Source organism: Aliifodinibius sp. S!AR15-10 (assembly GCF_031569985.1).
GTDB lineage: Bacteria > Bacteroidota > Rhodothermia > Balneolales > Balneolaceae > JAMQKA01.
The window spans coordinates 40658-62979 of record NZ_JAMQKA010000011.1 but is presented as its reverse complement, the minus strand read 5'-3'; the positions used below and the strand labels follow the sequence as shown (position 1 = coordinate 62979).

Below are 22322 nucleotides of genomic sequence, written 5' to 3'. Positions count from 1 at the left end.
AACGACTGTTTATGTCGAACTCACGTTAATTCAACTTGCGACTACCGGGGTTCAGTTTTACAATTATTGCTCAAGTGTCTTGCGATTACTGCTCAAGACTTTTGTCATTACTGCTCAAAGGTTTTGAACCTACTGCTCAAGACTTTTGAGCCTTTGATAGGTGGGTATTGGCTCACAATGAGGTCAATTGGGCGGTCTCCCCGCTCGTTTTTGTTCATCTAATTGGAATATTATCACGGGATTACCCCCGATAGTCGCATGGTCTCTATGGTCGGGAGTGCATTTCTCATCCCACCGGCATTTTCCTTACTATATGTTTCCGAGTCATATAGTAACATGGTTTGGAAACATATAGTAACATGGTTTGGAAACATATAGTAATATGGAGGTGATCCATATAAGTATATGGATCCAATTCATATAGTAGGGAAAATTCAAATTTCATTACAATGTGAATCAAAATTACATAGTAATGTGAATTGGTTTTACATAGTAAGGAAAAGGTGATCCACATAGCTATGTAAATCACCTTTACATAGTAGGGAGATTATGTGACCTCTCCTGTCCTCCAAATAGTTAGTAAAAACCCTGCTCTACCCAAGGCGCGGGTATTAATTCCCGCGCAAGTGATGGGCTTCTTCATATTTTAAGACTATTTTCATTCTGACCACCTATTTAAAGTAGAAAGCCCTTAGCAATAAAGATCTCTCCCGCTGGTCGAGATGACGAAGGGTATAAGCTTTATATTACCTTCATTCCCCAATAGTGCTTTTTCCCTAACCCAGATTTCTAACATGATTTGCAGGCAACTACCGGCTCCCCTTTAACCTGGTTGCTCGACCTCAAGGAACAAATTTATTCATTTACAATCTAAACGTCGTAGTCAAACTAAATCCAACAAATAGAATTACATATGGTAAAGACAAAAAAAGCTACAGCCCTTTTTCTTTCGATTGCGATGATGTTTATGACAATAGCCGGGTGCCAAAACTGGAGTAAGACGGCCAAAGGTGGTGCCATTGGTGCCGGTGCCGGGGGATTGGCAGGAGCAATAATTGGAAAAGCGGCCGGAAGTACGGTAAAAGGTGCCATCATTGGTGCTGCTGTAGGTGGTGCTGCAGGCGCGGCCATTGGCAACTATATGGATCGGCAGGCCCGTGAGATGCGCGAGGACCTTGAGAATGCCAAAGTTGAACGCGTCGGTGAAGGTATTAAAATTACCTTTGATTCGGGCATCTTATTTGATGTTGACTCCCATGCCCTCAGGGATGAATCAAAATCTAACCTGGAGGACCTTTCTGAAATTCTAAAAAAGTATGAAGACACGAACATCCTCTATGCGGGACACACCGACAACACCGGCAGCAACGATTACAACCAGCAGCTATCAGAGGAGCGCGCCAAGTCAGTGGCAAGCTATTCCTCATTTCTGGGAGTCAATAGTGAGCGCATGACCATCATCGGTTACGGCGAGGAGCAGCCGATAGCCACAAATAGTACGACCGCCGGTCGACAGCAAAATCGCCGTGTCGAAATAGCGATATACGCCAATGATGAGCTGAAGCGCGCCGCTAAACGGGGCGAACTCGGAGAGGTAGAATAATAGGAGTCTCCATTTTTGAGCACTTAAATCCGCCAGTGATTGCAAAGGTCCCCCCTCGGTGAAAGCAGTAGTTGAAGTCCGAGGGGGTGACATTTCTTTATTTTAACTCTACTTCAAGGTGCTCTATTAAAACCTAGCTTCGGAACGATAACCGACCCGGGCTAAAATTGTAGATCCACGCCTACCAGCCAGGTGCGGGAATTCAGCCAAGTAGAGGGGCGGTCGATGCCGGGGACCATCACATCCGTTTGCCGGGGTTGAGGAAGACTCCCGTTCGACAAGAAGTTAACCGCGGGATCTTCCAAACGCGCTGACGGATCGATACCTGAATACTCGGTTATTGTAACCAAGTTTTCTACTCCCAAAAAGAGCTCAACCGTTTTATCCCTGTTGCTCTGCCCAAGTGGTAGTTGATAAGATACCGTAAGGTTCTCCAGCTCCAGGTAATCGCCATCTTCTACGTAATAGCTGCTCCAGTTATTGAATTCTTCCAGGTTTTTCGGGCTGCTTTCCAAAATATTGTAGGTCCCAAGATTCCTGTTTTCATACGTCAATCTTGTTTCAGATACCAGGTCATGCCCAAAAACACCTCTCAGGAGCACTCCAAACCTCCAGTTGCCAAACTTAAGTCGATGAAACCACCCCAGCATTGCCGTTGGCAGTCCGTTGCCAATGTTTGGCCAGTCGTTAACCCTGTCAGTCTGCCTGAGAATCCACTCACCGTCCCCATTAAAGCCTACGAATTCCGGCCCATGTAATTGTCCGGCCGGCGCTTTCTCTTGGATACGCAGAAAAGTGACGCTGCACCCACAAGCCCCAGAGGGAAATCCCCGTAATTGTCCATCCAGACTATAAAAATCATTGGAAAGAGAGCCATATGAGGTCTTAATTGTACTGATATTCAACCCTGTGGAATAGGAAAGACTCAGCTGTTGAATAACTTCATACTGCATACCGATCTCAATTCCCCGGTTGGTGATTTCTCCTATATTCAGGTACCCGCGATTCCCGGAATAGGGTGGATTCGGTAGCTCTGCATTCATGATCAGATCGCTGCTCCTATGTAAAAAAAGGTCAATATTACTCTTAAAACGGCCCCCGGCAGATACAAAATCGAACCCACTATTCCACATTGCAGTCGACTCCCATTTCAGATCGGAATTTCGTCCCTGCGACTGGGTATACGTTGGCAGGTATTCACCATCCTGGTAATAATACCCGCTGGGCTGATACAGGTCTTTCGACCAACCGCTGCGTACAGGCACATTGCCCGCCAGGCCATATCCCGCATGTAGCGTCAGTGATTCCGCAAAACTAAAATCCAGGATGCTGTTTATATCGTACCCGGCGCGGACAAAAGGAAACATTCCCCATTTACTATTACTTCCAAGGTATGAGGAGCCCTCGTACCGAAGTCCACCCTCGAGATACCAGGCCGCACCATCAATTTTAGCGTTGCCATAAAAAGCGGCAAGCAGGTGATCTTCTTCCACAACATCTGAATCACCTTCCAACACATCATTACCCCTGTTTTCAATTACTGTGTAACTCTCTGCATTCGGGATATTCTCAGCCACTTTCAGCCGGTACTCATGGAACAGGTTTTGTGCCATATAGCCGATGTCAGCACGAACCTGCAGATTCTCCCCAACATAGTCTTGCCAATGCAGACGAAAATCCCCCCTTCGATTGGTCTTGTCATCTGACTGCGTCCGGGCAAAGCCGTTGCTGTCATATCCCTGGTAAAAACTTTCAGCTGGATAAAACTCACCCCTGAAAAGATCTTCTCTCGTTATTGAGAGCAACACTTCTACCGAAAGCCCCTCTAACACCGCATTTAAATGATACGTAGCCTTCAGGCTGCCGGACAGTTGCCGATCCTTGCCCTCATGCATATTTTGCTCCATGATCGCCAGCGGGTTGTAATAGTCAAACTGGTTGAATTGGTAAAATCCACCAAATTGCTCATTTCCGCCTTGCCTCGGTGCAGTCGGATTGAAGGTGACGGCATATTTAAAGGCTTCCTTGAACCCTATATCTGAGCTTTCACTTGTTCCCGCCATGCTAAGGCCCAAATCCAGTTTATCATTCAACAGTTTGCTTTGCAGATGAAGGCGCCCGTTGAGCCTGTCGTACCCTGTATGGATCGCAATGCCTTCTACATTTTTCCAGTTCAGCGCCACGCGGTAACCCAATGCTTCTGTACCGCCGGTCACTGAAAAATTACTAGCTGTTGAGGGAGCTGCTCGTGTAATAATGTCGATCCAGTTGTTCTCTTGTGGACTTGGGCGTTCGTAGCTTCCGGATATCCGTTCCTGCTTTTCCAGGTAGTCCGCAGCATCCAGCACATCGTAGGCAGGGCCGAGCTGATCCAATGCCACATAGCTACGAAATTCTGCAGAAATCTTTCCAGCTTGTGGTTCCTTTGTTTTTATTCTAATGACGCCACGGGCACCACGAATACCCCACCGCGCTGTAGAAGCTCCTTTCACGACCTCAATGGACTCAATGTTTTGCGGATCTACCATAGAGAGGGGCACGCCAGGTACGCCGTCAATCACATACAGGGGCTGAGCATCATTCAGCAGGGTCGTTAAACCGCGAATCCTCACATCGAAATGACCGTTGGGATCCGAGCCGGGTTTGGTGATGTGGAGACCGGGGATATCTCCCTGTAGCAGTTCCAGCGGACTGTGGGTATGTTTTGCATTTTCATTCCAGTAGGAATTGAGGAAGCCGTTTCCGAGACTGTCATCAGATTGGATAGTAGCAGTTTGGCCTACTCCCACTACTGGAAGAAGCACTAAACTGATTATTAAAACAGATCTACATACAGAGTTGCATTCCTTTGTTTTCCCCATCCCTAGTTGTGTTTATACTGACTCCAATTCATTCCATTTTAATAAAAGTGCAGGATATTATCAGGGTATAGGACCTTTCTTCTATTTTTACTCATTTTTTACGTTTCACACCAATTCGTTCCGGGGAGCAACTTTACCTATTTGAACATAGCTTGATGCAGCCTGCATTAGCCAAATTATGATGTTTCAAGAAACTCCTCTGCTGATCATGCTCCACCAGTTCAATCTCCTCAGTCCGGGCCGCTTCCGTCAGTCTTCTGCCTGAGTTTTGGTATCAGCTTATGGAAATCAGATTTCGGATCCCGGGATTCAATATACTCCACTTCAATCCCCCGGTCGTCCAGGTGATCCCGGTAGAACTGCATCGAGGAACGGTGAAACAGCAGCTTCTGCTTGTGAAATGGATACTGTTTGAAGAAAAGATGCTCTTCCACCAAGATTACTTTTCTTCCAACTTGAATAGCAGGATTTTGCTCAAACAGCTGGTGTGAAAACAGGAGGGTTATGGCACTCATTTTATCACTTCCTGCGGTTCGGTATCCGGCACTTCTGTAATCTTGTTGATCATGCCATCGAAAATAAATCCATGGAAGGGCAACAGTGTGTACCAGTACAGCCTTCCCCATACGCCCAGGGGGCGAAATGTGGCGACCTGGTAGAGGGTGTTATCAGTGATCCTAAATTCGAGCCACGCCTCTCCCGGCAGCTTCATCTCGGCATAGAGCAGAAGGCGCTTCTCTTTTTTATCCGCATAGAGAACTCGCCAGAAATCTAAAGAATCGCCCGCCGTTATTTCAGTGCTGCTCTTACGTCCACGGCGCAGTCCAACCCCGCCTACCAGCTTGTCAAGAAAGCCCCTGATCTCCCACAGCCAATTGCCGTAGTACCAGCCAGTTTTGCCGCCAATCGCCCATATTTTGTCGATAACTACCTGTTCATCTGTTATTTTCCGTGATTGCTGATCCTTGAAGCAGCCATAGCTGGGCACCTCGATAAGATTTGATATGCCACCCTCAAGCACTTTGCTGGAACGGGCGTCAGTCCAGCTCGAGAGCACCTCCTGCTGCTCCACCTTGTCGAAGGCCAGCTGAATTGCTTCATCGTATGGAATTAGCTCAATTCCAAGCAGCTGATCCAGTTCATTTTCTTTGGCCACAACCTCCACTTTCATGCTGTTAACCAGGTTCACCGCCAGCCGGTAGGAGGTTGAAGTCACAAAATAGAGCCAGTAGGAGGAGAGTCTTGGCGACATTACGGGAACTGTGATGATCCTGCGCTTCAGGTTGCGAACTTTGGCAAACTTCTGAAGCATCTCTTTATATGTTAGCACTTCCGGTCCGCCGATATCGTAAGTATTTCCAAAGGTTTCCTTCCTCCCCAACACCCCGCCCAGGAACTGGATCACGTTACGGATGGCGATCGGCTGGGTGGGGGTGTTGAGCCATTTTGGGGCGATCATCACGGGTAGCTTTTCCACCAGATCGCGAATGATCTCAAAGGATGCACTCCCGGATCCCACGATGATGCCGGCCCGCAGGGTGGTCAGCGGACAGGAGCCCGACGCCAGGATATCCTCCACCTGCTTTCGGGAGCGCAGATGTTTGGAGAGTTCTTCACTGTTTACGATGCCGCTGAGGTAGATTATCTGCTCTGCTTGGGTCCGCTGAATGCGATCAGTGAAATTTTGTGCGGCTTTCTGTTCCAGCGACTCAAAGTCCTCACCAGCTGAGGCCATCGAGTGTATCAGGTAGTAGGCGACGTTGATATCTTCCGGGACTACGTCCAGAGAATCGGGTTCCAGGAAATCCAATTCTATCACCTCAAGCAGATCCGTATTGTACTTGGAAGTGTCGAAGCGCTTCTTATCTCGCACGCAACATACAACAGTATGACCTCCATCAAGTAATACGGGAAGCAGTCGCTTGGCGATGTATCCCGTGGCACCGGTGAGCAGTATCTTCATCTGGAAAATAAGATTATCTTTTTGTGATTTGACGTATAACCACCCGCCGGAAGTGCTTCGTTCCCTCCTTGATATTCTCCAGATCCATGTCTCAAACTATTAAGGATTTAATCATTGAAATAATATTCATCATTATACTAGAAATTAAAATAGAATCAGGAGTACATATGCATAAAGGGTGGTGGATTTTCGGTGTAACAGTTCTCACCATTATTGCTTTTTATATCCCAGGTCAGGCAGGCTATTTATGGTCTCCCATAACTTGTGCCATGGGGATTGTGGGACTCTATTTCACTGGTCTTGTGATTTATATTCTGAAGATGGGACGATCTACAGTTGACCGGGACGTTGGGATAGGGGCTCTTGCATTGCTTGGTGCCCTCACAATTTATTCCGGTTTATTCAACTACGACATGGCCGAATGGCAACACCAAAATTTGATGGATATTCGCAAAACAATTGATAAAGGTGTTTCACTGGCACATACGCAAGAACCGCTGTTACATTCTCTAAGCAGATTTCACAAGCAAGGTAACAAAAGCGATTCTACCGTCACACAGATATTCAGGGCTCGGTATGGCGGGCAGATAGAAACCATCAATGGCGAAATGAGATTCGTACCAAAACAGCTTGCAGATGTTCATGAGGAATCTCCGCTGTTTTTCTTAAAAGAAATCGGCAGGGACAGCGTGATTATTATTGCACAGTCGCTGCAGGTGAGAGGTCGTGATCCGTCATTCCAAAATTATGATGGTGGAAAAGGCAAAATGCAGTACCGGGCGATTCTAACAGAAGGAGGGGTTAACTATGAAAGAGAAAATTAAACAAATCTCTGCATTAGGTTGGGTCGCCATATTCCTGTCATCAATTTCAATTACTATTCTAATCCCCGAGATGCTACAATATTTTGAGGTGGGAAATACAGTTGAGCCATGGCGAAACGCGTACAGGGTATCTACCGCTATAGCAATTGAAATATTTTCTGAGGGGACACCTGGTGAAATTGTTTACACAAAAGAACGGCTTAGCGCGCTGGCGGGCATTATTATTTTATTCATTATTGGTCCGGGACTATTCCTTCTTTGTGGACTGAACGGGAATGATGAACCAACCGATAGTAATTCCTTCATCGGATTTGTCAGTGGATTGATCATTACGATTTCAGCACTGTTTATGATGAGCGTTGAGGTTGGCATGTATACCTTCATTTATGACAACTCCAAGGTTAGTGCCAGCAGATCATCCAAAACAGATGAAATACGGCTGAACCTTTCGACCTTGGCCACCGAAAGTTATCAATACCTGGTATTGCCGGAAGAGCAGGGTGGGGGTGGCGGTTCTTTTGAAGATTTACATATTGAAAATCTGCCAAGCTACAGCGAGCTGGAGCCCGGAAGCTACCGATTTGGAGAGTCGCCGTCGGATACGCTGCTGCGAATCATTGGTTCGGACAAGCCGGACTATACTGCAGGCGATGAGCAGGCCGAGGAGGTAACACTGATCGTTAACGTACAGCCTTCCGATATTTTGCATTGGAAGAAAAATCGATAGTCGTAAGTCAACTCGCCCTTTGTTGGAAACACTATAATTACTGTGAAGTAGTTCCGCAGGTAAGAAAATACGCGTTTTTAGTACCAATCATTTCTACTTTCATTGTTATTAGGGTATAAAATATTTAAAGTTAAATATACTCTATGCCGATATAATTAGGGAAGGGAGGTATTATGCTTAAGGAATTAAACCTTTTCGTTGTACTGCTTTTGCTCTTTTTGCTGTCCACTTCTTGCAGTGAGATGAATACAAATTTTGATGCCCGCAATCAGAACACGCCAATTTTAGAATCACAAGCCGGTGAAGCTTTTAATTCATCAAATAGAATCAGTTTTGGAGTGATCCCGAACATGCAGGATATAAACAAAATGCTTGCTGAAAACGGGTTGAACATGCGCCTGTCCCATGCTGAAACGGTAACCTTTGGCGGTGGATCCAACATCGCCGAGGGGCAGACAATCTTTGCCAATGATCGTACCCTGCGGCTGCCCTCGCAATGGGTGCCGGGTGATACACGCCGCGGTGCCGATGGCAACAACCTTAATTATATTATCTGGGGACCCTTTTCACTTGCCAATTTTAGTACCGCTGATCAAGTAAGTGGTATCCCTGCCATTGACGCCTCTTTTAACACATGGAATAGCGTTAGCAAAAAACCAAAGCTTAATATTATTAAAAAGCCAACCACTGCAGCTAATCCCAGTATTATTTTGGGAGGAAATCCTTTTTTAGCGGATATATCAGAGATAGGATTTCTCCCGGGTGCGCTGTTTGACCAAGTGCTGGAACCGGGTGCCAGGGATATTGTTTTAGGAGTAACATTTACATTTGTATGGGTGGATGAAAATGACAATCCCACTGATATCAATAATGATGGTTTTCTTGATATCGCCCTTAAGGAAGTCTGGTACAACGACGATTTTCTTTGGACAACTTTGGGTAATAATGCTGACGCAATCGATATTGAAACCGTAGCATTACACGAAAATGGCCACACTTTGGGATTGGGGCACTTTGGCAGAATTTTTATCACCGGTGAAAGGGCCGGAAATATCAGGCTGCATGTTGCACCGCGGGCTGTAATGAATGCCATTATACTGGGTACCCAGCGGGATCTTTTGGGGACGGATAACGCTTCGTATAAAAGTTTATATGGTGACTGGCCAAGGAATTAAAACGAATTACCAGGAATTCCATCCAAGCGAGACTGAAACACTTTGGCAGATACACGGAATTAGCTAGCTTCCACCAGTCGCAACAACTCATCCGGCACCTCCAGCTTCATGCGGAGCAGCGTAAAGGCATGCGTTTTGCCTTGGGCATCGATCTTCAGTGAAACGGTACCACCGCCGCCGAGACTCTCGTGCAGCACGAAGTTGAGCGCCCCGATGTTGGACATCTCATACCGCTCCACCTTGCCCTTGCAAATATTCTTCATATGCTCTTTGACAACCTCGGCCGTAAGCTTCTCTTTGAGGAAAGGATAGATATCGGGATGCCGGGCGATGATCCCCACATTGCTGGTGTTTCCTTTGTCACCACTACGGCCGTGTGCTATTTTTAGCAGGTAGACTTTCGGCATATGATAAATTCAAATTACTTTACCGTTCCCAGCTCATAAATTGACTCGTCATTTTTCTCTGCCCAGTCTCTCACCTCGTCTGCGGCCTCCGGATCCACCACGGCGATCAGACCAATGCCGAGGTTGAAGGTCGCCCGCATATCGTCTTCGGGAACGTTACCCAGTTCCTGGATCAACTTAAAAATGGCCGGCCGGTCCCAGCTGTCCCAATCGATATCGAGTGAGCGCCCTTCCGGCAGGATCCGCTTGGTGTTGCCCACGATCCCGCCCCCGGTGATATGAGAAAATCCATTCACCTCATCGATACCCTTCAGTTCTGAAATAAGCGACAGGTACGATCGGTGCACCGAGAGCATAGCATCACCCACGGTGGTGCCGAGCTGCTCTACGTGATCGCTGACATCGTATTCCGAAAACAGCACCTTCCGCGCCAAAGAGTACCCGTTGGTATGCAGACCACTGCTCTCAAAGCCAAGCAGGAGGTCGCCTTTCTGGATATTTTTACCATTAATAATTTCATCACGATCCACAATACCCACGATGGTACCGGCCAGGTCAAATTCGCCCTCGCTGTAGATATCGGGCATCTCGGCCGTTTCGCCCCCGATCAGTGCCACCCCATTTTCTTTACAGGCTTTTGAAAATCCTTTAACCACATCATATCCCACATTTTGCTTCAGCTTGCCGGTAGAAAAGTAATCCAGGAAAAAGAGGGGCTGGGCACCACAAACGGCAATATCATTCACGCAGTGGTTGACCAGATCCTGTCCCACGGTGTCGTATCTCTCGGTTTTAAACGCCACAATCAGCTTGGTTCCCACCCCGTCAACACTGCTCACAAATACAGGATCATCAAAATTGGCCAGGTCCGGGCGGAAAAACCCGCCAAATCCCCCGATATCGGTTAGAACCGAAGCGTTGTGGGTCTCGCGAACCACTCCTTTAATGGAATTGACCATCTCTTCGCCCGCCTCAATGTCGACGCCGGAGTCTTTGTAGGTGATGCTCTTTTTCTTGCTCATAAAATTCGGTACTACCAGTTTTTTCTTTCGATTAGTGAAGTAATATGCGCCAGATGATGTCGGCCGTGCCACGCATAATGGTCAATATGTCGCCAAAGGGACTGTTTGCCTGATTCAGGGTGGTTGTATTCTATCATCAGCTGCTTCTCGGTCAGGCTGTCCAGCAGGTATCCCCAGCGGGTATGGAGGCTGGTGATCAGATCAAGGGAAACTTCAACAGGGGCTTCATAATCAGCGAGTTCGGCCCACGCCCCCTGGTTGTAGGGTTTGATTGTGGTATCCTTTTCGGTAAGAGCCCACTTCATGCGGATGTAGCTGTTAATGTGACTATCGGCGATGTGATGAACGACCTGTCGCACGGTCCATCCCCCGGGGCGGTACGCGGTGTCAAGCTGCTGGTCGGCCAGCGGACTAACAGCTTTGCGAAGTTTACCCGCGAGTGATTTAATCTCTTCGATCTGTTGGTTAGTTCGATCAGCAGAAAACTCTTCGGGAGAGAGGTCTTGACCAACAGGGTATTTAAGATTTTCCATTGAACCGTTACTAAAGATTACGTTGAACCGACTGATCAAAATATAGAAATAAAGGCCAATCTTTTTAAAAGGATTTTATCCACGTTTTCCTCGCGTTTTATACAAGTATAATAAGATTAATATTGTTAGTAGTACGTAGTAGAAACTGTGGATAAGTTGAAAAGAAAATATTACACCCCCCTTGACAAAATTGTGGGAGGAATGTGGATATCTTTTGTGGATAATATTCCCTTTAAATAACAGGGATTTACGGGTAAGATTATCAGTTATCCACAATCCACACTTTCGCAGTTATGATATTTATCTTTTTATTAACACGAAAATCAACGTGGACAACCTGTGGATAACTCCGATTCATTGTTAAGTGTTGTTGAGAACTCTCCTAAAATTAAAGTAGATTTTCTCTGTTATAAGTTTTCCACAGAGTTATCCACGGAAATAAATGGGACTTAGATATGCGAGTGGTAGTACAGCGCGTGCGTCACGCCAAAGTTGAGGTCGATAACAAAGAAACGGGTTCGATCCAAAATGGATTATTATTACTGGTTGGAATCCATGAAGAGGACTCAGAAGAGGAGTTGGAATGGATGTGCGAGAAGATACTGAAACTCCGAATATTTGATGATGAGAGTGGAAAAATGAATGATTCAGTACAGCATGTGGGGGGCGAGCTATTGGTGGTTTCCCAGTTTACACTGTATGGTGATGCTGAAAAGGGAAATCGTCCCAGTTATATCAAGGCTGCAGGTCCGGATAAGGCGGAAGAACTTTATGAAAAGATGATTAGTTATTTTAAAGAACATTCCGATGTGAATGTAGAAACGGGAGTTTTTGGGGCTTATATGGATGTAGAACTCCTTAATGATGGTCCCGTAACGATAATATTGGATCGCTGACAGGTAGCGTAGATGGCCATAATCTTTCTGTTTATTGATGGGGTAGGCCTTGGAGAAGAGGGTCGAAATAATCCGTTCACCCGGCAGCAGTATGCTGGCTTTGAAGCTATGTGCAGGGGGCAGTCTTTTTCGGGCCGAGCGGAGAATGTTGCAGAGAATTACCACCTTTTTAAAGGAATTGATGCTACATTAGGGATCGAGGGATTGCCCCAAAGCGGGACGGGGCAGGCCACCCTGTTTACGGGAGAAAATGCGGCTAAAATTGTTGGTCGCCATTTTGGACCCTTTCCACATTCAAAAACCAAACCCGGGCTGAGAAACAGGAGTATCTTCAAGAGGGCGACGGAGCTGGGAAAAAGCTGCGTGTTTATGAACGCCTATCCTGATATTTTCTTTGATCGATCGGAGAAGAGAAACCGCTGGAGCTGCACAACGTTGATGACAAAAAGCGCCGGTATTCGGCTGCATACAGAACGGGACCTGAAAGAGGGAAGTGCCATCACGGCGGAAATTACCCAGGAAGCTTGGCGGGAGCAGCTGGGCATAGAGGTCCCAAAAATAGAACCTGCCGAGGCGGGCCAACGGATGCTGGATGCGGCCGTAAATAATGATCTTGTGCTATATGAATATTACCTAACAGACAAGGCCGGGCATGCCCGAAGTCACGCAAAGGCGGAAGATGTGCTTCACAGGTTTGATCTTTTCCTGCAGTACCTGATCCAAAACAGGAGGGAGCGGGATACCATACTTTTGAGCAGTGATCACGGCAATGTGGAGGATCTGTCGACCAAGACTCATACTTTTAACCAAGTGCCCCTGTTTGTAAAAGGTCCCGTGGCGGAAGCTTTTGAACAAGTAGATAGTATCCAGGATATTACGCCAACGGCCCTAAAGGTATTATAACCATTGTGTCATCCTGAACTTGTTTCAGGATCTCACAAGGTCTGAAGATGTTGATCTGGTTGGCCAAATAAAAAAACCGCCGGATCATATCTGTGTGAATCCGGCGGTTTTTTGAAAACTAATTAATTCGGAGAAACTAGCCTACTTTTCCAGGGCGTCCTTGATTCTGCTAAAAATCTCATCAATAGAACCAACACCATCAATGGCGTTAACTTTGCCCTGCTCCTTGTAATAATTCAAGACAGGCGCGGTCTCTTTTTCATAGACTTCCAGCCTGTTTTTGATGCCTTCTTCAGTGTCGTCTGAGCGACCCTCGCCGCGACTGAGGATTCGATCAACAAGCTCCTGTTCAGGTACTTCAAGGACGAGGAAGGCGTCCAGCGTTTTGCCGTTAGAGTCCAGAATTTCATCAAAGGCCTCGGCCTGGGGAACGGTGCGTGGAAAACCGTCCAGGATGTACCCGTCCTCATACTTATCTTTTTTGAGCTCTTCTTCCACAAGGTCCACTACGGTCTGGTCGGGCACCAGGTCACCGGCGTCCAGTATCGATTTTACCTTTTTCCCGAGCGGGGTTTCATTTTTGATAGCCGATCGGAAAATTTCTCCCGTCGAAAGATGGGGGATCTCATACTCTTCAGCTATTTTTTTTGCCTGTGTTCCTTTGCCGGCGCCGGGAGGGCCAAAAATGATAATTTGCATTCTTTTTAAATAACTTGAGGTTAATATTTTGAGACCCGGAAGATAGAAGAAAAGCCCTGCAGATTCAATTATTGCGGTCGAAGGAACATGGATGAAACGGGTACAACAGATCACTACTGATTAAAGTTACTATATTATATTAGTATTTATCCGTAGCATCTGTGTTATCCGCGTTCTATTTTAGCTTTTACTGGAGGCTCTAACTATTTTCAGCATCCTGATTATCATAAACTATATGTGCTATGACCTGGACCGATATTCTGGAGTATATCAATAAGATCCTCAATTTTGTTCTTTTTCGGATTAATGAGACACCGGTTACCGTAATGTCGGTGTTTGTTTTTTTTCTTTTTATAACGGCTTTTATCATCCTGGGGGTGATGGTACGCAAGACTTTGAACCGGCGAATTCTGCGGCGGTTCAAGATTGATGAAGGCACCAGTTATACCCTCTCCCGTATCTCCCAATACACTATCATTACCATAGGTGCCTTGATCTCCTTCCAGTTTATCGGGATTGATCTGAGTGGATTGGCTGTAATATTCGGCCTCTTGTCAGTTGGTATCGGTTTTGGACTGCAAAATGTGACCTCGAATTTTATCTCGGGCCTGATCATCCTTTTTGAACGGCCGATCAGCATAGGAGACCGCGTCATGGTGGGGGATATCGAGGGTGATGTCATCGAAATAAACATCCGGTCAACCAAAATTCGGACACTGAATAATATCTCGATAATCGTTCCGAACTCGGAGTTTGTCTCGCAGGATGTTATCAACTATTCACATGGGGATCCCACCTTCCGCGTTGATATTGAAGTGGGAGTGTCCTATAGCTCCGATCTCGAGATTGTTCTGCAGTGCCTTCATAAAGTTGCCGATGAAAATGAGCACGTACAGAAAAAACCGGAGCCGCAGGTACATCTCACCAGTTTTGGAGATTCCGCGTGGAATATGCAGCTTCGCGCCTGGATTGCGGACGTAAAAAATCATCCGAGGGTACGAAATGAACTAAACCAGGCAATTGTCCATAAATTCAGGGAAAACAAGGTGGAAATTCCGTTTCCGCAACGCGACCTGCATATGCGCTCTTCAGTGGAGTTGCCAATTAAACCCCAAGATGATAAAGAGGCGCATGATTAGTTTAAGCAGGACTGGATCCCAGAATTATAGCAAAATCTTTTTTAATAGAAGGCTTTAGCACATATTCAAATTCTTTCTGAAGAATATGTTCAACCTGGTCTTCACTGGAATGCGCAGAGGGACCGCCTATCACAAAAAAGCCGGGTTTTGTGGCATAGCGCTTGTAGAACTCATCATAGGTGTTGTTCCACTTCAGGCTGTCTTCTTCGAGCAGAGGTTTGGGACCGACAAGCAAAAGCTCCCCCTTCACCATATTGATAGACCAGGGAAGTTTGTAAAGACCCGATCTGTCCAAAAAGCGCCCAAATGAAAACGATTCCCCACTTTCATTTTCTGTGGGAAACTGCCATAAAATGATGGGATGTCCCCTAAAGCCGATTCTTTTCTCCTTTTGCAGCATCGTGGAGGCACCTGAAAGCAAAACTCCAATGGAAATTAGGGGAAGTATCAGCAAGTTCAATAAAAAAAGAAGCCCCCCAAAGCACCGGGTGACCCATCGTTGTAAAAATCCCTCCTCATATTTCAGTTCATGAAAAAAGTAGTCAACTGAAGGTCCATTTAGATGATGCTTTGATTTGTACGGCAGCTGCTTCTCGAGCATTATTTTTTCCCTTGCCGAGAGCTTCTCATCCCCAATTGCAGATATCGTCTGCATCCTTTATTTAATATGTTTTTAAAAGCATGAGTAACCCATGATATAACTTGCAAATGGGTGTTTTCCAGAGGTTAATACGCGCCAGAATAACTCTCAGAAAGCTCATATATTTTTCAGATAAAATAAATTAATTTCTTTTTAAGATTCTGCCAAGCTAGCGCACGCGTTGGAATGTTATATACGCAGTTGAGAGTGGGCAGATTAAAATTAATAGAATAGAAGGAAAGAGATAGACTGACACCTTCAGATAACCCTGGTGCGGGTGACAATGCACTTGGGTTAAAAGCTTAAACTGATCTTTTGGGATTACTGCTTTAACGAGTCGGCCATCGAAAACCTGGTATTAAAATCTTTCTCAAGTACAATTGAAAGTGAATCAAACCAGATTCGAATCAGGTCCAAAGCGATGGCATATTCTTCGTAATCCTCCTTTGTCTCAATAGAAAGCTTTTTCTTAATGTTTGAGTGGAGAATTTTAACATCGGAGATAGGTATATTGGCACTGCACGCAATATCCGACTCTTCTAGTCCACTCGAAATCATGAGAAGGACTTGGATTTCTTCATCAGTCAGGGAGTTGATTTGTTCTCCGTATCTCTCCATGAAGTTCTGCAAGTTGGATACTTTGCTGGAAAGTGTGGTTGTTGTTTTTTTGCTCATAGTTATTCCTCCCTCTCGCAAGGTGGTATTCTTATTTGTTGTAAATAGCACAATCTCTTTTTTTGAGACAGCTACTACCCCGAAAACTAACTACAGTATCGCATACAGTCCGGACAATTAGATAAACAATAATTGCCCTCGGTCTTAATGCCTAAGGTATTAATAATATTACAGATATTAGGTTAGAATATTTAAAAAACACTACTGACGATAAGCCTGAGAAACTGGCAGATTATCATCACCTGTTATACCCGCATTCCATACAGATTGCTAAATGCACCAGTAATTGAATCGTACATTTATATCATCCAATTAAGAGTGCAAATAATAAGCTTTACCTACGTTAACAACTTGTACATTAACTTTCAATATTTAATAAGAAATATTTGTAATACAATGGCTTATACCGGGCACGTTATTATAAATTTACCAATGTGTTTGCCTTTAAGGGATTGATATTCGTCGGTATTAAGGTGGAAAAAAGCTCTATTGGATTATCTAAGGGGTATTTGAAATGGAGCAGAAGAGTTGTAAATAAAATAGCGGTGGATTGGCACATTTTTAAAAATGTGCAATAGTTGTAAAAAAATCTCCCTCTTTCCCTAAAAATTGAGAAGTGGAACCGTGCCACATAATCCCTATCTTTGCGAATCATGGAAAGCACCAGTTACATAGCCCGCAGGTATCTTTTTTCGAGAAAACATATCTCATTAATATCAACGCTAACCATTATTAGTATTACCGGTATTACCATTGGTACGGCCCTGTTGATTGTGGTACTTTCGGTATTCAATGGTTTTTTTGATGTCATTAAGGGATTATTACTCTCCTACGATCCCGATATTAGGATTCAGTCTGCTACAACTACTGAGATGGTGTACAACCCGGATCTTGTTTCAGAGCTGGAATCGATACCGGAGGTAATGGTGGCCGCCCCATACATTTCGGACAAAGCCCTGCTCACCCATGCACAGAATCAAGATCAGGTGGTGGACATTCGCGGGATCCGAAAAGACGACTTCTTCCGGCTTAATCAGGCAGAAGAGATGATGACCAATGGCACTTTTGATCTTTCCGTTCGAAATAAACAGCCTGGGGTTGTGATGAGTGAGCGCCAGCTAAACCAGTTCAACCTGGAGGTGGGAGACCAAGTAGCCCTCCTCAGTGCCGAGGGCATGCGGAAATCATTAACCCAGTTCTCCTTTCCGCGTATATATCGTTTCCAGGTCCGCGGCTCCTATTTTATGCAGCAGGTGGTGAGCGAGCCCGTCGTGTATGTAGACCTGGAGGCCGCTCAGCGGCTGTTTGAATACCGGAATCAAATTACCGGCATCGATCTGCGCTTGACCAATAGTGACCTGGCTAACTCCGTGAAAACAGAAATTGAAAGTAAGCTGGGGTCGGACTACACCATTTCAACATGGTATGACCTGCAGAAACCGCTCTATGATGTGATGCTGCTTGAAAAATGGGGCTCCTACGTCATTTTGATGATCATTGTTCTGGTAGCGGTGCTGAACATTGTAGGATCATTGACGATGATTGTAATCCAAAAAAAACGGGATATCGGCATACTGTCTACCATGGGACTTTCTCCGGATAAAATTAAAAGTATTTTCGTCAAACAAGGGCTTTATATCGGGCTTATTGGCTGCGGTATCGGCGGATCACTGGGGTTATTACTCAGCTGGCTCCAAAAGGAGTATGGTCTAATTAAGCTTTCCTCAGCGTTCATCATTGATGCCTATCCTGCCAGTATAGATCTCTTTGATGTGGGAATTATCTTGGCGGGCACGCTTCTGCTCTGCTTGGCGGCTAGTTGGTATCCTGCAAAACGAGCCTCCGGCGTGGAACCGGCTGAGGCCATCCGGTATGAATAGGAGAGGATTGCAGATAGGAATGAATCACTATCACTGGCAGCTTCCAGATTCCAGAAAATCCTTGCAGCAGGTGGTAGCAAAGATCCAAAGCGAGCTTCATTTTTACGTCAGGTTAGAACAAAATCTAGGATTTTCTGGTTAGTTTTTTGGTTCATTTTTTCCTCATTGAAAAAATGAACACCCCTCCAGTAAAAAACACCGGGGTAGGGATGCCATTGAAAACACGGTTCAAGTGCAAGGCAAGTGGGCATCTTCACTAATTACCGGTTAATTTTATTCGCATTTTTACTCTTCTAAGTATTAGTAAACAATTGGATGAAAACCTTTGAGGATGCCCTAGTTAATTGATACAATCTGATCGGTAGGTAAAAAGAAAAAGGAAGCAGGTAATCAGCCTGCTTCCTTTTAGGGATTAATGGAAATAAATGTTTACTAGGGAAATAAACACATATACATTTTACCTTGATAGGTGCTTATATAACTACCCGCCCGGAATATTATTGTATATTATTTTCCCTGTAGACCTAATTTTTTGCAAATTTCTGCCAATTGCTCTTTTTCCTGCCTTGAGAGCACAGAAAACTCATTTTTTATGGCCTCAAGATGCTTAGGGAAGAAGTCTTGGATGAATTTTTTCCCATCTTCAGTAAGATGTATGAGCACGGAACGGCGATCTTCTGGGTCTCGCTGGCGTTCTACATAACCACATCGTTCGAGATTGTCGATCACCATCGTAATATTACCCCCGCTCTTCAGGAGCTTTTCACCGAGCGCTTTCTGATTCAGGGGACCGAGGTGCAGAAGGGCCTCCAGAACGCCAAACTGGCTCACTGTGATATCGGCATCGGCAAGATGTCGGTTCAGGCGGGTGTTTACCGACTCTGTAGCACGCATCAATTTAATGAACGCATTGAGCGTCGTTTTCTCCTCGTCTGTCCCTTCGTAGTGCGTGCCCATTGTGTTGCTGTCTTTCGGATTGTTTAATGTAGATTAATATATCAGATTCTAAAAGGAATGCAATTGATGGTGATATCGGGAAATATGACAATAAGAGGAACACGATATTATGGTCTATCCTCTCTATTCCACTAATCTCCTTATTTTCCCTTCAGGTAACAGAAATTTCGTTTACCAACTTTTAGGACCAATTCAGTATCCTCCTCAAAAGTGATGCTGTACCCTTTGTCAGTAATCTTTTTATCATCGATGGAAACTCCACCCTGCTTGATAAGGCGCTTGGTTTGTCCATTGCTTTCCGTAAAACCCGTTTCGGCAATGATATCCAGTAACCGCACTTCCTCTCCGGCATCATACTCATAGGTGGGCGCGTCATCAGAAATTTCCTTGTTGATCACCGTTTGCTCAAAATGGTTGCGTGCCTCTTTTGCCGCAGCTCCGCCGTGATACATTGCAGTGAGGGTAAATGCCAGGTCATGCTTGGCATTGCGCGGATCTTTTTCCGCTTTCTCCTTGTATTTGGGAAGGTCATCGACCGGGATGTCGGTGATCAGCTCAAACCAGGGATAGATCAGGTCGTCGGAAATTGAGAGCACCTTGCCATACATATCGTTGGCATCTTCAGTGATACCGATATAGTTGTCATAGGATTTGGACATCTTCTTGGTACCGTCAGTCCCGACAAGCAGTGGCATCATCAAGCAAATTTGGGGCTCCTGCCCGTCATCTTTCTGGAGCTCACGCCCCACCAGCAGGTTGAACTTCTGGTCGGTGCCCCCCAGCTCAACATCGGAGTGCAGGTGAACTGAGTCCTGTCCCTGGGCCAGCGGGTAGAGAAATTCGTGCAATGAAATAGGTTCGTTGGCTTCAAATCGCTTGGAAAAATCATCCCGCTCAATCATACGGGCCACAGTCAATTTGGACGCCAGCTTAATCACATCCTGGAACTGCATGGAGCCAAGCCAGTCCGAGTTGTAAACAATAGTCGTTTTTTCTTCATCCAGGATTTTCGTGGCCTGTTCCAGGTAAGTAGAGGCATTTTCCTTGATCTCTTCCTCGGAAAGGGCAGGACGGGTTTCATTTTGCCCGGTGGGATCGCCGATCATCGCCGTAAAATCGCCGATAATCAGGATCGCCTCGTGTCCCAGGTCCTGGAACTGGCGCAGCTTGCGAAGAATCACCGAGTGCCCCAGGTGCAGATCGGGACGCGTGGGGTCGCACCCCAGCTTTATCTTCAGCGGCTGATTATCCTTCTTCGATTTTTTTAGCTTTTCAACAAGTTCTTCTTCAGGGACGATCTCCACCGTGCCGCGGCGGATCACTTCCAGTTGTTCTTCAACAGGTAAAAAAGACATCTTCAATAATTTTCAATGTGTTAAAGTGTTGATGTGCTTATGTGTCAAAGTGCTGAAATGCGAACGTTAAAACATCAACACTTTAACACATAAGCACGTCTACTGGTCCAACGTTGGGAAATTCTGTATAGGATTATACTCATCCAGCGTGTTCTGGATCGTTTCAGAAAAGTTTTCGGCCCCGGGATAGACAGTAGCAACAGCATCATAAGCCAGTGGAGCCAAGTATACAATTGTGGAATAGGTGACCGACTCATTACGCGCCTTTTCGGAAGGCTGGTTAAATCCAGCCAGCATAAGAAGGATGGCACTGATTACAATGCCACTTTTCAAGAAACCAAACGCCATTCCCGAAAGCCGATTCAATATGTTGAGGTTGATAGCCTCGAGCATCTTTTTTGAAAGATGAGCGACAAGTTGCACCACGGCGATGGTTCCCACAAACAAGATAATTCCCGATACAAAGGGAATGTAGGATTCGTTTCCGCCAAAATAGGGCCCGATGATGGCGTTGAGCGAATCCATATATTCAAAGGTAAGAAAAACAGCCAGGATGATACCTATAATACTGAGCACCTCCTTAATCAGGCCGTTGACAAAGCCTTTGTACGAGAAGTACATGAGCGGCAACAGTATTACGAGGTCTAGCAGATTCATGTGGACTGCTTATGATAACTCTTCCTTGACCACTTTGCTGACCAGGCTGCCTTCGGCCTGACCCTTTAGCTCGCTCATCATGGCGCCCATAACTTTGCCCATGTCCGCCATGTTTTCAGCGCCCAGCTGTTCGATCTTCTGCCGGGCGATATCGCGGATTTCTTCTTCGGAGAGCATCTCCGGCAGGTACGATTCGATAATCTGCAGCTCCTGCTCTTCACTGGCCACCAGGTCATCGCGGCCACCTTCTTGAAACTGCTCAATAGACTCCTTTCGCTGCTTGGCCGCTTTCATCAGCACCTCGGTCACCTGCTCATCGGAAAGGGAGGCTTCCCCGCCCTTACGCTCGCTGATTTCGCGTTCCAGCAGTTTTGACTTAAGCGAACGCAGCACCTTGAGGCGGTCTTTCTGCTTGTTTTTCATCGCCTCTTTTAGGTCTGATAAAATCTGATCCTGGATAGACATGGTACCGATTTATTAGTTACAGGTTAAAAGTTGTAGGGTTAAGGTTGCGAACTATTAACATCTACTCGTAACATTCAACCTGAACCCCAAATATCAATGAGAAATTTAAACCCTAAACAGACTCTCTTCCCCTAGGGATTGAGTAACTGCAACAGATGTTAAAATGTATGCAAAAAAAAGGTTGCACCGCTAAACAGATGCAACCTCTTAACTGGATTCTTTAAGAACCGAAAATCAGTTTTCTTTATTCTGGCTGATGAAGTCTCGTACTTCATCTTCATCTATCATCGCTTCTTTAAAGGCGTATTTACCTCTGGTTGACTTCGTAGAGATAATGACTTTCGCCATTTTGCGATGCGAGCCTTTCAATTTTTGCGCTTCTTCTCCAAAAACTTGCTTCTTAGCCATGACTCAATCTCTATTTAATTTCTTTATGGATAGTGTGTTTACGTAGCACCGGGTTATATTTACGCAACTCCAGTCGATCGGGATTGTTGCGCTTGTTCTTCGTCGTTACGTAACGGGAAGAACCCGGCTTTTCTGTGCATTCCAAAATTACCTGAACGCGGTTTCCTTTTGCCATAATGTTGATTGGTTATTGGTTATCAGTTAATCGTTATTTGGAACTCACCTCAGACCAATAACAAATAACAATTAACCAGTAACGAAAGTTATACGTCTTTTATAAGAGTTCCTTTTTTACGAGCTTCCTTCAGCACCGCACTTATGCCTTTCTTATTAATAGTGCGGAGTGTCTTGGCAGATACCTTTAATGTTACCCACTTGTCTTCCTCGGGGATATAGAATTTTTTCTTCTGCAGATTCTGCTGAAATCGATGCTTTGTCTTATTGTTGGATTTAGAGGACCGGTACCCGTTCTGAGGTCCTTTACCCGTAATGTCATCTTTACGTGCCATAATACATCAAAAAGTGGTGTTCAT

At 45.5% G+C, this 22322-nt stretch carries 24 protein-coding genes; 8 read left to right on the top strand and 16 right to left on the bottom strand.

The genetic code is table 11. The annotated features are described in order from the left end of the window. The first annotated feature begins 913 nt into the window (after positions 1–913). Entirely contained in the window at positions 914–1603 is a 690-nt protein-coding gene (locus tag NC796_RS09345) for an OmpA family protein (RefSeq protein WP_310684119.1), read from the top strand. A 161-nt stretch (positions 1604–1764) separates the two neighbouring features. On the opposite strand, the gene NC796_RS09340 is transcribed toward NC796_RS09345, so the two are convergent. The 3 genes from NC796_RS09340 to NC796_RS09330 form a co-directional block, all read right to left on the bottom strand. Further along, entirely contained in the window at positions 1765–4407 is a 2643-nt protein-coding gene (locus tag NC796_RS09340; RefSeq protein ID WP_310684118.1) for a SusC/RagA family TonB-linked outer membrane protein, read from the bottom strand. A 287-nt stretch (positions 4408–4694) separates the two neighbouring features. Next, positions 4695–4979, bottom strand: coding sequence for a cryptochrome/photolyase family protein (locus NC796_RS09335; protein ID WP_310684117.1), 285 nt, complete (start codon positions 4977–4979; stop codon positions 4695–4697). After that, positions 4976–6427, bottom strand: coding sequence for an SDR family oxidoreductase (locus tag NC796_RS09330; RefSeq protein ID WP_310684116.1), 1452 nt, complete (start codon positions 6425–6427; stop codon positions 4976–4978). Before NC796_RS09330 ends, NC796_RS09335 begins: the two co-directional genes overlap by 4 nt. An 86-nt stretch (positions 6428–6513) precedes the next feature. Here NC796_RS09330 and NC796_RS09325 point away from each other — a divergent pair, with 86 nt between their 5' ends. The 3 genes from NC796_RS09325 to NC796_RS09315 all read left to right on the top strand — a co-directional run bounded on the left by NC796_RS09325 (position 6514) and on the right by NC796_RS09315 (position 9153). Beyond that, positions 6514–7251: a hypothetical protein gene (locus NC796_RS09325; RefSeq protein WP_310684115.1), complete on the top strand. Its 738-nt coding sequence runs from the start codon at positions 6514–6516 to the stop codon at positions 7249–7251. Then, positions 7235–7978, top strand: a complete 744-nt coding sequence (locus tag NC796_RS09320) for a hypothetical protein (RefSeq protein ID WP_310684114.1) — start codon at positions 7235–7237, stop codon at positions 7976–7978. The genes NC796_RS09325 and NC796_RS09320 overlap by 17 nt, the downstream gene beginning before the upstream one ends. A gap of 173 nt (positions 7979–8151) precedes the next feature. Further along, the gene (locus NC796_RS09315; protein ID WP_310684113.1) at positions 8152–9153 is read left to right on the top strand and encodes a matrixin family metalloprotease; all 1002 of its coding nucleotides are present in this window, start codon (positions 8152–8154) and stop codon (positions 9151–9153) included. A gap of 59 nt (positions 9154–9212) precedes the next feature. On the opposite strand, the gene NC796_RS09310 is transcribed toward NC796_RS09315, so the two are convergent. The 3 genes from NC796_RS09310 to NC796_RS09300 are packed head-to-tail and all read right to left on the bottom strand — an operon-like array spanning position 9213 to position 11115. After that, positions 9213–9560 carry a hypothetical protein gene (locus NC796_RS09310; protein WP_310684112.1) on the bottom strand — a complete coding sequence of 116 codons (348 nt, stop codon included), beginning with the start codon at positions 9558–9560 and terminating at the stop codon, positions 9213–9215. 14 nt (positions 9561–9574) lie between these two features. Beyond that, positions 9575–10582: a phosphoribosylformylglycinamidine cyclo-ligase gene (purM, locus tag NC796_RS09305; protein ID WP_310684111.1), complete on the bottom strand. Its 1008-nt coding sequence runs from the start codon at positions 10580–10582 to the stop codon at positions 9575–9577. An 11-nt stretch (positions 10583–10593) separates the two neighbouring features. Further along, positions 10594–11115 carry a YfiT family bacillithiol transferase gene (locus tag NC796_RS09300; protein ID WP_310684110.1) on the bottom strand — a complete coding sequence of 174 codons (522 nt, stop codon included), beginning with the start codon at positions 11113–11115 and terminating at the stop codon, positions 10594–10596. A gap of 455 nt (positions 11116–11570) precedes the next feature. On the opposite strand from NC796_RS09300, the gene dtd reads away from it, so the two are divergent. Next, on the top strand, positions 11571–12011 hold the full coding sequence (gene dtd / locus NC796_RS09295) for a D-aminoacyl-tRNA deacylase (protein ID WP_310684109.1): 441 nt from the start codon (positions 11571–11573) through the stop codon (positions 12009–12011). Positions 12012–12023: 12 nt separating this feature from the next. Further along, on the top strand, positions 12024–12914 hold the full coding sequence (locus NC796_RS09290) for an alkaline phosphatase family protein (RefSeq protein WP_310684108.1): 891 nt from the start codon (positions 12024–12026) through the stop codon (positions 12912–12914). Between the two features lie 141 nt (positions 12915–13055). On the opposite strand, the gene NC796_RS09285 is transcribed toward NC796_RS09290, so the two are convergent. Next, positions 13056–13613 (bottom strand): adenylate kinase, encoded by a 558-nt coding sequence (locus tag NC796_RS09285; protein WP_310684107.1) that lies wholly within the window; start codon positions 13611–13613, stop codon positions 13056–13058. Between the two features lie 242 nt (positions 13614–13855). Here NC796_RS09285 and NC796_RS09280 point away from each other — a divergent pair, with 242 nt between their 5' ends. Next, positions 13856–14752, top strand: a complete 897-nt coding sequence (locus NC796_RS09280) for a mechanosensitive ion channel domain-containing protein (RefSeq protein WP_310684106.1) — start codon at positions 13856–13858, stop codon at positions 14750–14752. Between the two features lies 1 nt (position 14753). Here NC796_RS09280 and NC796_RS09275 read toward each other — a convergent pair whose 3' ends face one another. Further along, entirely contained in the window at positions 14754–15407 is a 654-nt protein-coding gene (locus NC796_RS09275; RefSeq protein ID WP_310684105.1) for a sugar transferase, read from the bottom strand. A 306-nt stretch (positions 15408–15713) separates the two neighbouring features. Beyond that, entirely contained in the window at positions 15714–16067 is a 354-nt protein-coding gene (locus NC796_RS09270) for a LuxR C-terminal-related transcriptional regulator (RefSeq protein ID WP_310684104.1), read from the bottom strand. 653 nt (positions 16068–16720) lie between these two features. Between NC796_RS09270 and NC796_RS09265 the strand changes: the two genes are divergently transcribed. After that, a complete protein-coding gene (locus NC796_RS09265) occupies positions 16721–17947 on the top strand; it encodes an FtsX-like permease family protein (RefSeq protein ID WP_310684103.1) in 1227 nt (408 codons plus the stop codon). 507 nt (positions 17948–18454) lie between these two features. Here the strand turns inward: NC796_RS09265 and NC796_RS09260 are convergent. The 7 genes from NC796_RS09260 to rpmB form a co-directional block, all read right to left on the bottom strand. Beyond that, complete coding sequence (locus NC796_RS09260) at positions 18455–18904, bottom strand: MarR family transcriptional regulator (protein WP_310684102.1); 450 nt, start codon at positions 18902–18904, stop codon at positions 18455–18457. A gap of 140 nt (positions 18905–19044) precedes the next feature. Beyond that, the gene (gene tyrS / locus NC796_RS09255) at positions 19045–20259 is read right to left on the bottom strand and encodes a tyrosine--tRNA ligase (protein WP_310684101.1); all 1215 of its coding nucleotides are present in this window, start codon (positions 20257–20259) and stop codon (positions 19045–19047) included. Positions 20260–20358: 99 nt separating this feature from the next. Further along, positions 20359–20916, bottom strand: coding sequence for a CvpA family protein (locus tag NC796_RS09250; RefSeq protein ID WP_310684100.1), 558 nt, complete (start codon positions 20914–20916; stop codon positions 20359–20361). 9 nt (positions 20917–20925) lie between these two features. Then, positions 20926–21381, bottom strand: a complete 456-nt coding sequence (locus NC796_RS09245) for a GatB/YqeY domain-containing protein (protein WP_310684099.1) — start codon at positions 21379–21381, stop codon at positions 20926–20928. A gap of 234 nt (positions 21382–21615) precedes the next feature. Then, on the bottom strand, positions 21616–21789 hold the full coding sequence (locus NC796_RS09240) for a DUF4295 family protein (protein WP_310684098.1): 174 nt from the start codon (positions 21787–21789) through the stop codon (positions 21616–21618). A gap of 10 nt (positions 21790–21799) precedes the next feature. Further along, positions 21800–21964 (bottom strand): 50S ribosomal protein L33, encoded by a 165-nt coding sequence (rpmG, locus tag NC796_RS09235; protein WP_310684097.1) that lies wholly within the window; start codon positions 21962–21964, stop codon positions 21800–21802. 88 nt (positions 21965–22052) lie between these two features. Beyond that, complete coding sequence (rpmB, locus tag NC796_RS09230) at positions 22053–22298, bottom strand: 50S ribosomal protein L28 (protein ID WP_310684096.1); 246 nt, start codon at positions 22296–22298, stop codon at positions 22053–22055. Between the last annotated feature and the right edge of the window lie 24 nt (positions 22299–22322).

Bases quoted from the DNA above. Each gene is read 5' to 3' on its own strand.
- NC796_RS09345 (WP_310684119.1), top strand. From the start codon at position 914: ATGGTAAAGACAAAAAAAGCTACAGCCCTTTTTCTTTCGATTGCGATG.
- NC796_RS09335 (WP_310684117.1), bottom strand. From the start codon at position 4,979: ATGAGTGCCATAACCCTCCTGTTTTCACACCAGCTGTTTGAGCAAAAT.
- NC796_RS09330 (WP_310684116.1), bottom strand. From the start codon at position 6,427: ATGAAGATACTGCTCACCGGTGCCACGGGATACATCGCCAAGCGACTG.
- NC796_RS09325 (WP_310684115.1), top strand. From the start codon at position 6,514: ATGTCTCAAACTATTAAGGATTTAATCATTGAAATAATATTCATCATT.
- NC796_RS09320 (WP_310684114.1), top strand. From the start codon at position 7,235: ATGAAAGAGAAAATTAAACAAATCTCTGCATTAGGTTGGGTCGCCATA.
- NC796_RS09315 (WP_310684113.1), top strand. From the start codon at position 8,152: ATGCTTAAGGAATTAAACCTTTTCGTTGTACTGCTTTTGCTCTTTTTG.
- NC796_RS09310 (WP_310684112.1), bottom strand. From the start codon at position 9,560: ATGCCGAAAGTCTACCTGCTAAAAATAGCACACGGCCGTAGTGGTGAC.
- purM (WP_310684111.1), bottom strand. From the start codon at position 10,582: ATGAGCAAGAAAAAGAGCATCACCTACAAAGACTCCGGCGTCGACATT.
- NC796_RS09300 (WP_310684110.1), bottom strand. From the start codon at position 11,115: ATGGAAAATCTTAAATACCCTGTTGGTCAAGACCTCTCTCCCGAAGAG.
- dtd (WP_310684109.1), top strand. From the start codon at position 11,571: ATGCGAGTGGTAGTACAGCGCGTGCGTCACGCCAAAGTTGAGGTCGAT.
- NC796_RS09290 (WP_310684108.1), top strand. From the start codon at position 12,024: ATGGCCATAATCTTTCTGTTTATTGATGGGGTAGGCCTTGGAGAAGAG.
- NC796_RS09285 (WP_310684107.1), bottom strand. From the start codon at position 13,613: ATGCAAATTATCATTTTTGGCCCTCCCGGCGCCGGCAAAGGAACACAG.
- NC796_RS09280 (WP_310684106.1), top strand. From the start codon at position 13,856: ATGACCTGGACCGATATTCTGGAGTATATCAATAAGATCCTCAATTTT.
- NC796_RS09275 (WP_310684105.1), bottom strand. From the start codon at position 15,407: ATGCAGACGATATCTGCAATTGGGGATGAGAAGCTCTCGGCAAGGGAA.
- NC796_RS09270 (WP_310684104.1), bottom strand. From the start codon at position 16,067: ATGAGCAAAAAAACAACAACCACACTTTCCAGCAAAGTATCCAACTTG.
- NC796_RS09265 (WP_310684103.1), top strand. From the start codon at position 16,721: ATGGAAAGCACCAGTTACATAGCCCGCAGGTATCTTTTTTCGAGAAAA.
- NC796_RS09260 (WP_310684102.1), bottom strand. From the start codon at position 18,904: ATGGGCACGCACTACGAAGGGACAGACGAGGAGAAAACGACGCTCAAT.
- tyrS (WP_310684101.1), bottom strand. From the start codon at position 20,259: ATGTCTTTTTTACCTGTTGAAGAACAACTGGAAGTGATCCGCCGCGGC.
- NC796_RS09250 (WP_310684100.1), bottom strand. From the start codon at position 20,916: ATGAATCTGCTAGACCTCGTAATACTGTTGCCGCTCATGTACTTCTCG.
- NC796_RS09245 (WP_310684099.1), bottom strand. From the start codon at position 21,381: ATGTCTATCCAGGATCAGATTTTATCAGACCTAAAAGAGGCGATGAAA.
- NC796_RS09240 (WP_310684098.1), bottom strand. From the start codon at position 21,789: ATGGCTAAGAAGCAAGTTTTTGGAGAAGAAGCGCAAAAATTGAAAGGC.
- rpmG (WP_310684097.1), bottom strand. From the start codon at position 21,964: ATGGCAAAAGGAAACCGCGTTCAGGTAATTTTGGAATGCACAGAAAAG.
- rpmB (WP_310684096.1), bottom strand. From the start codon at position 22,298: ATGGCACGTAAAGATGACATTACGGGTAAAGGACCTCAGAACGGGTAC.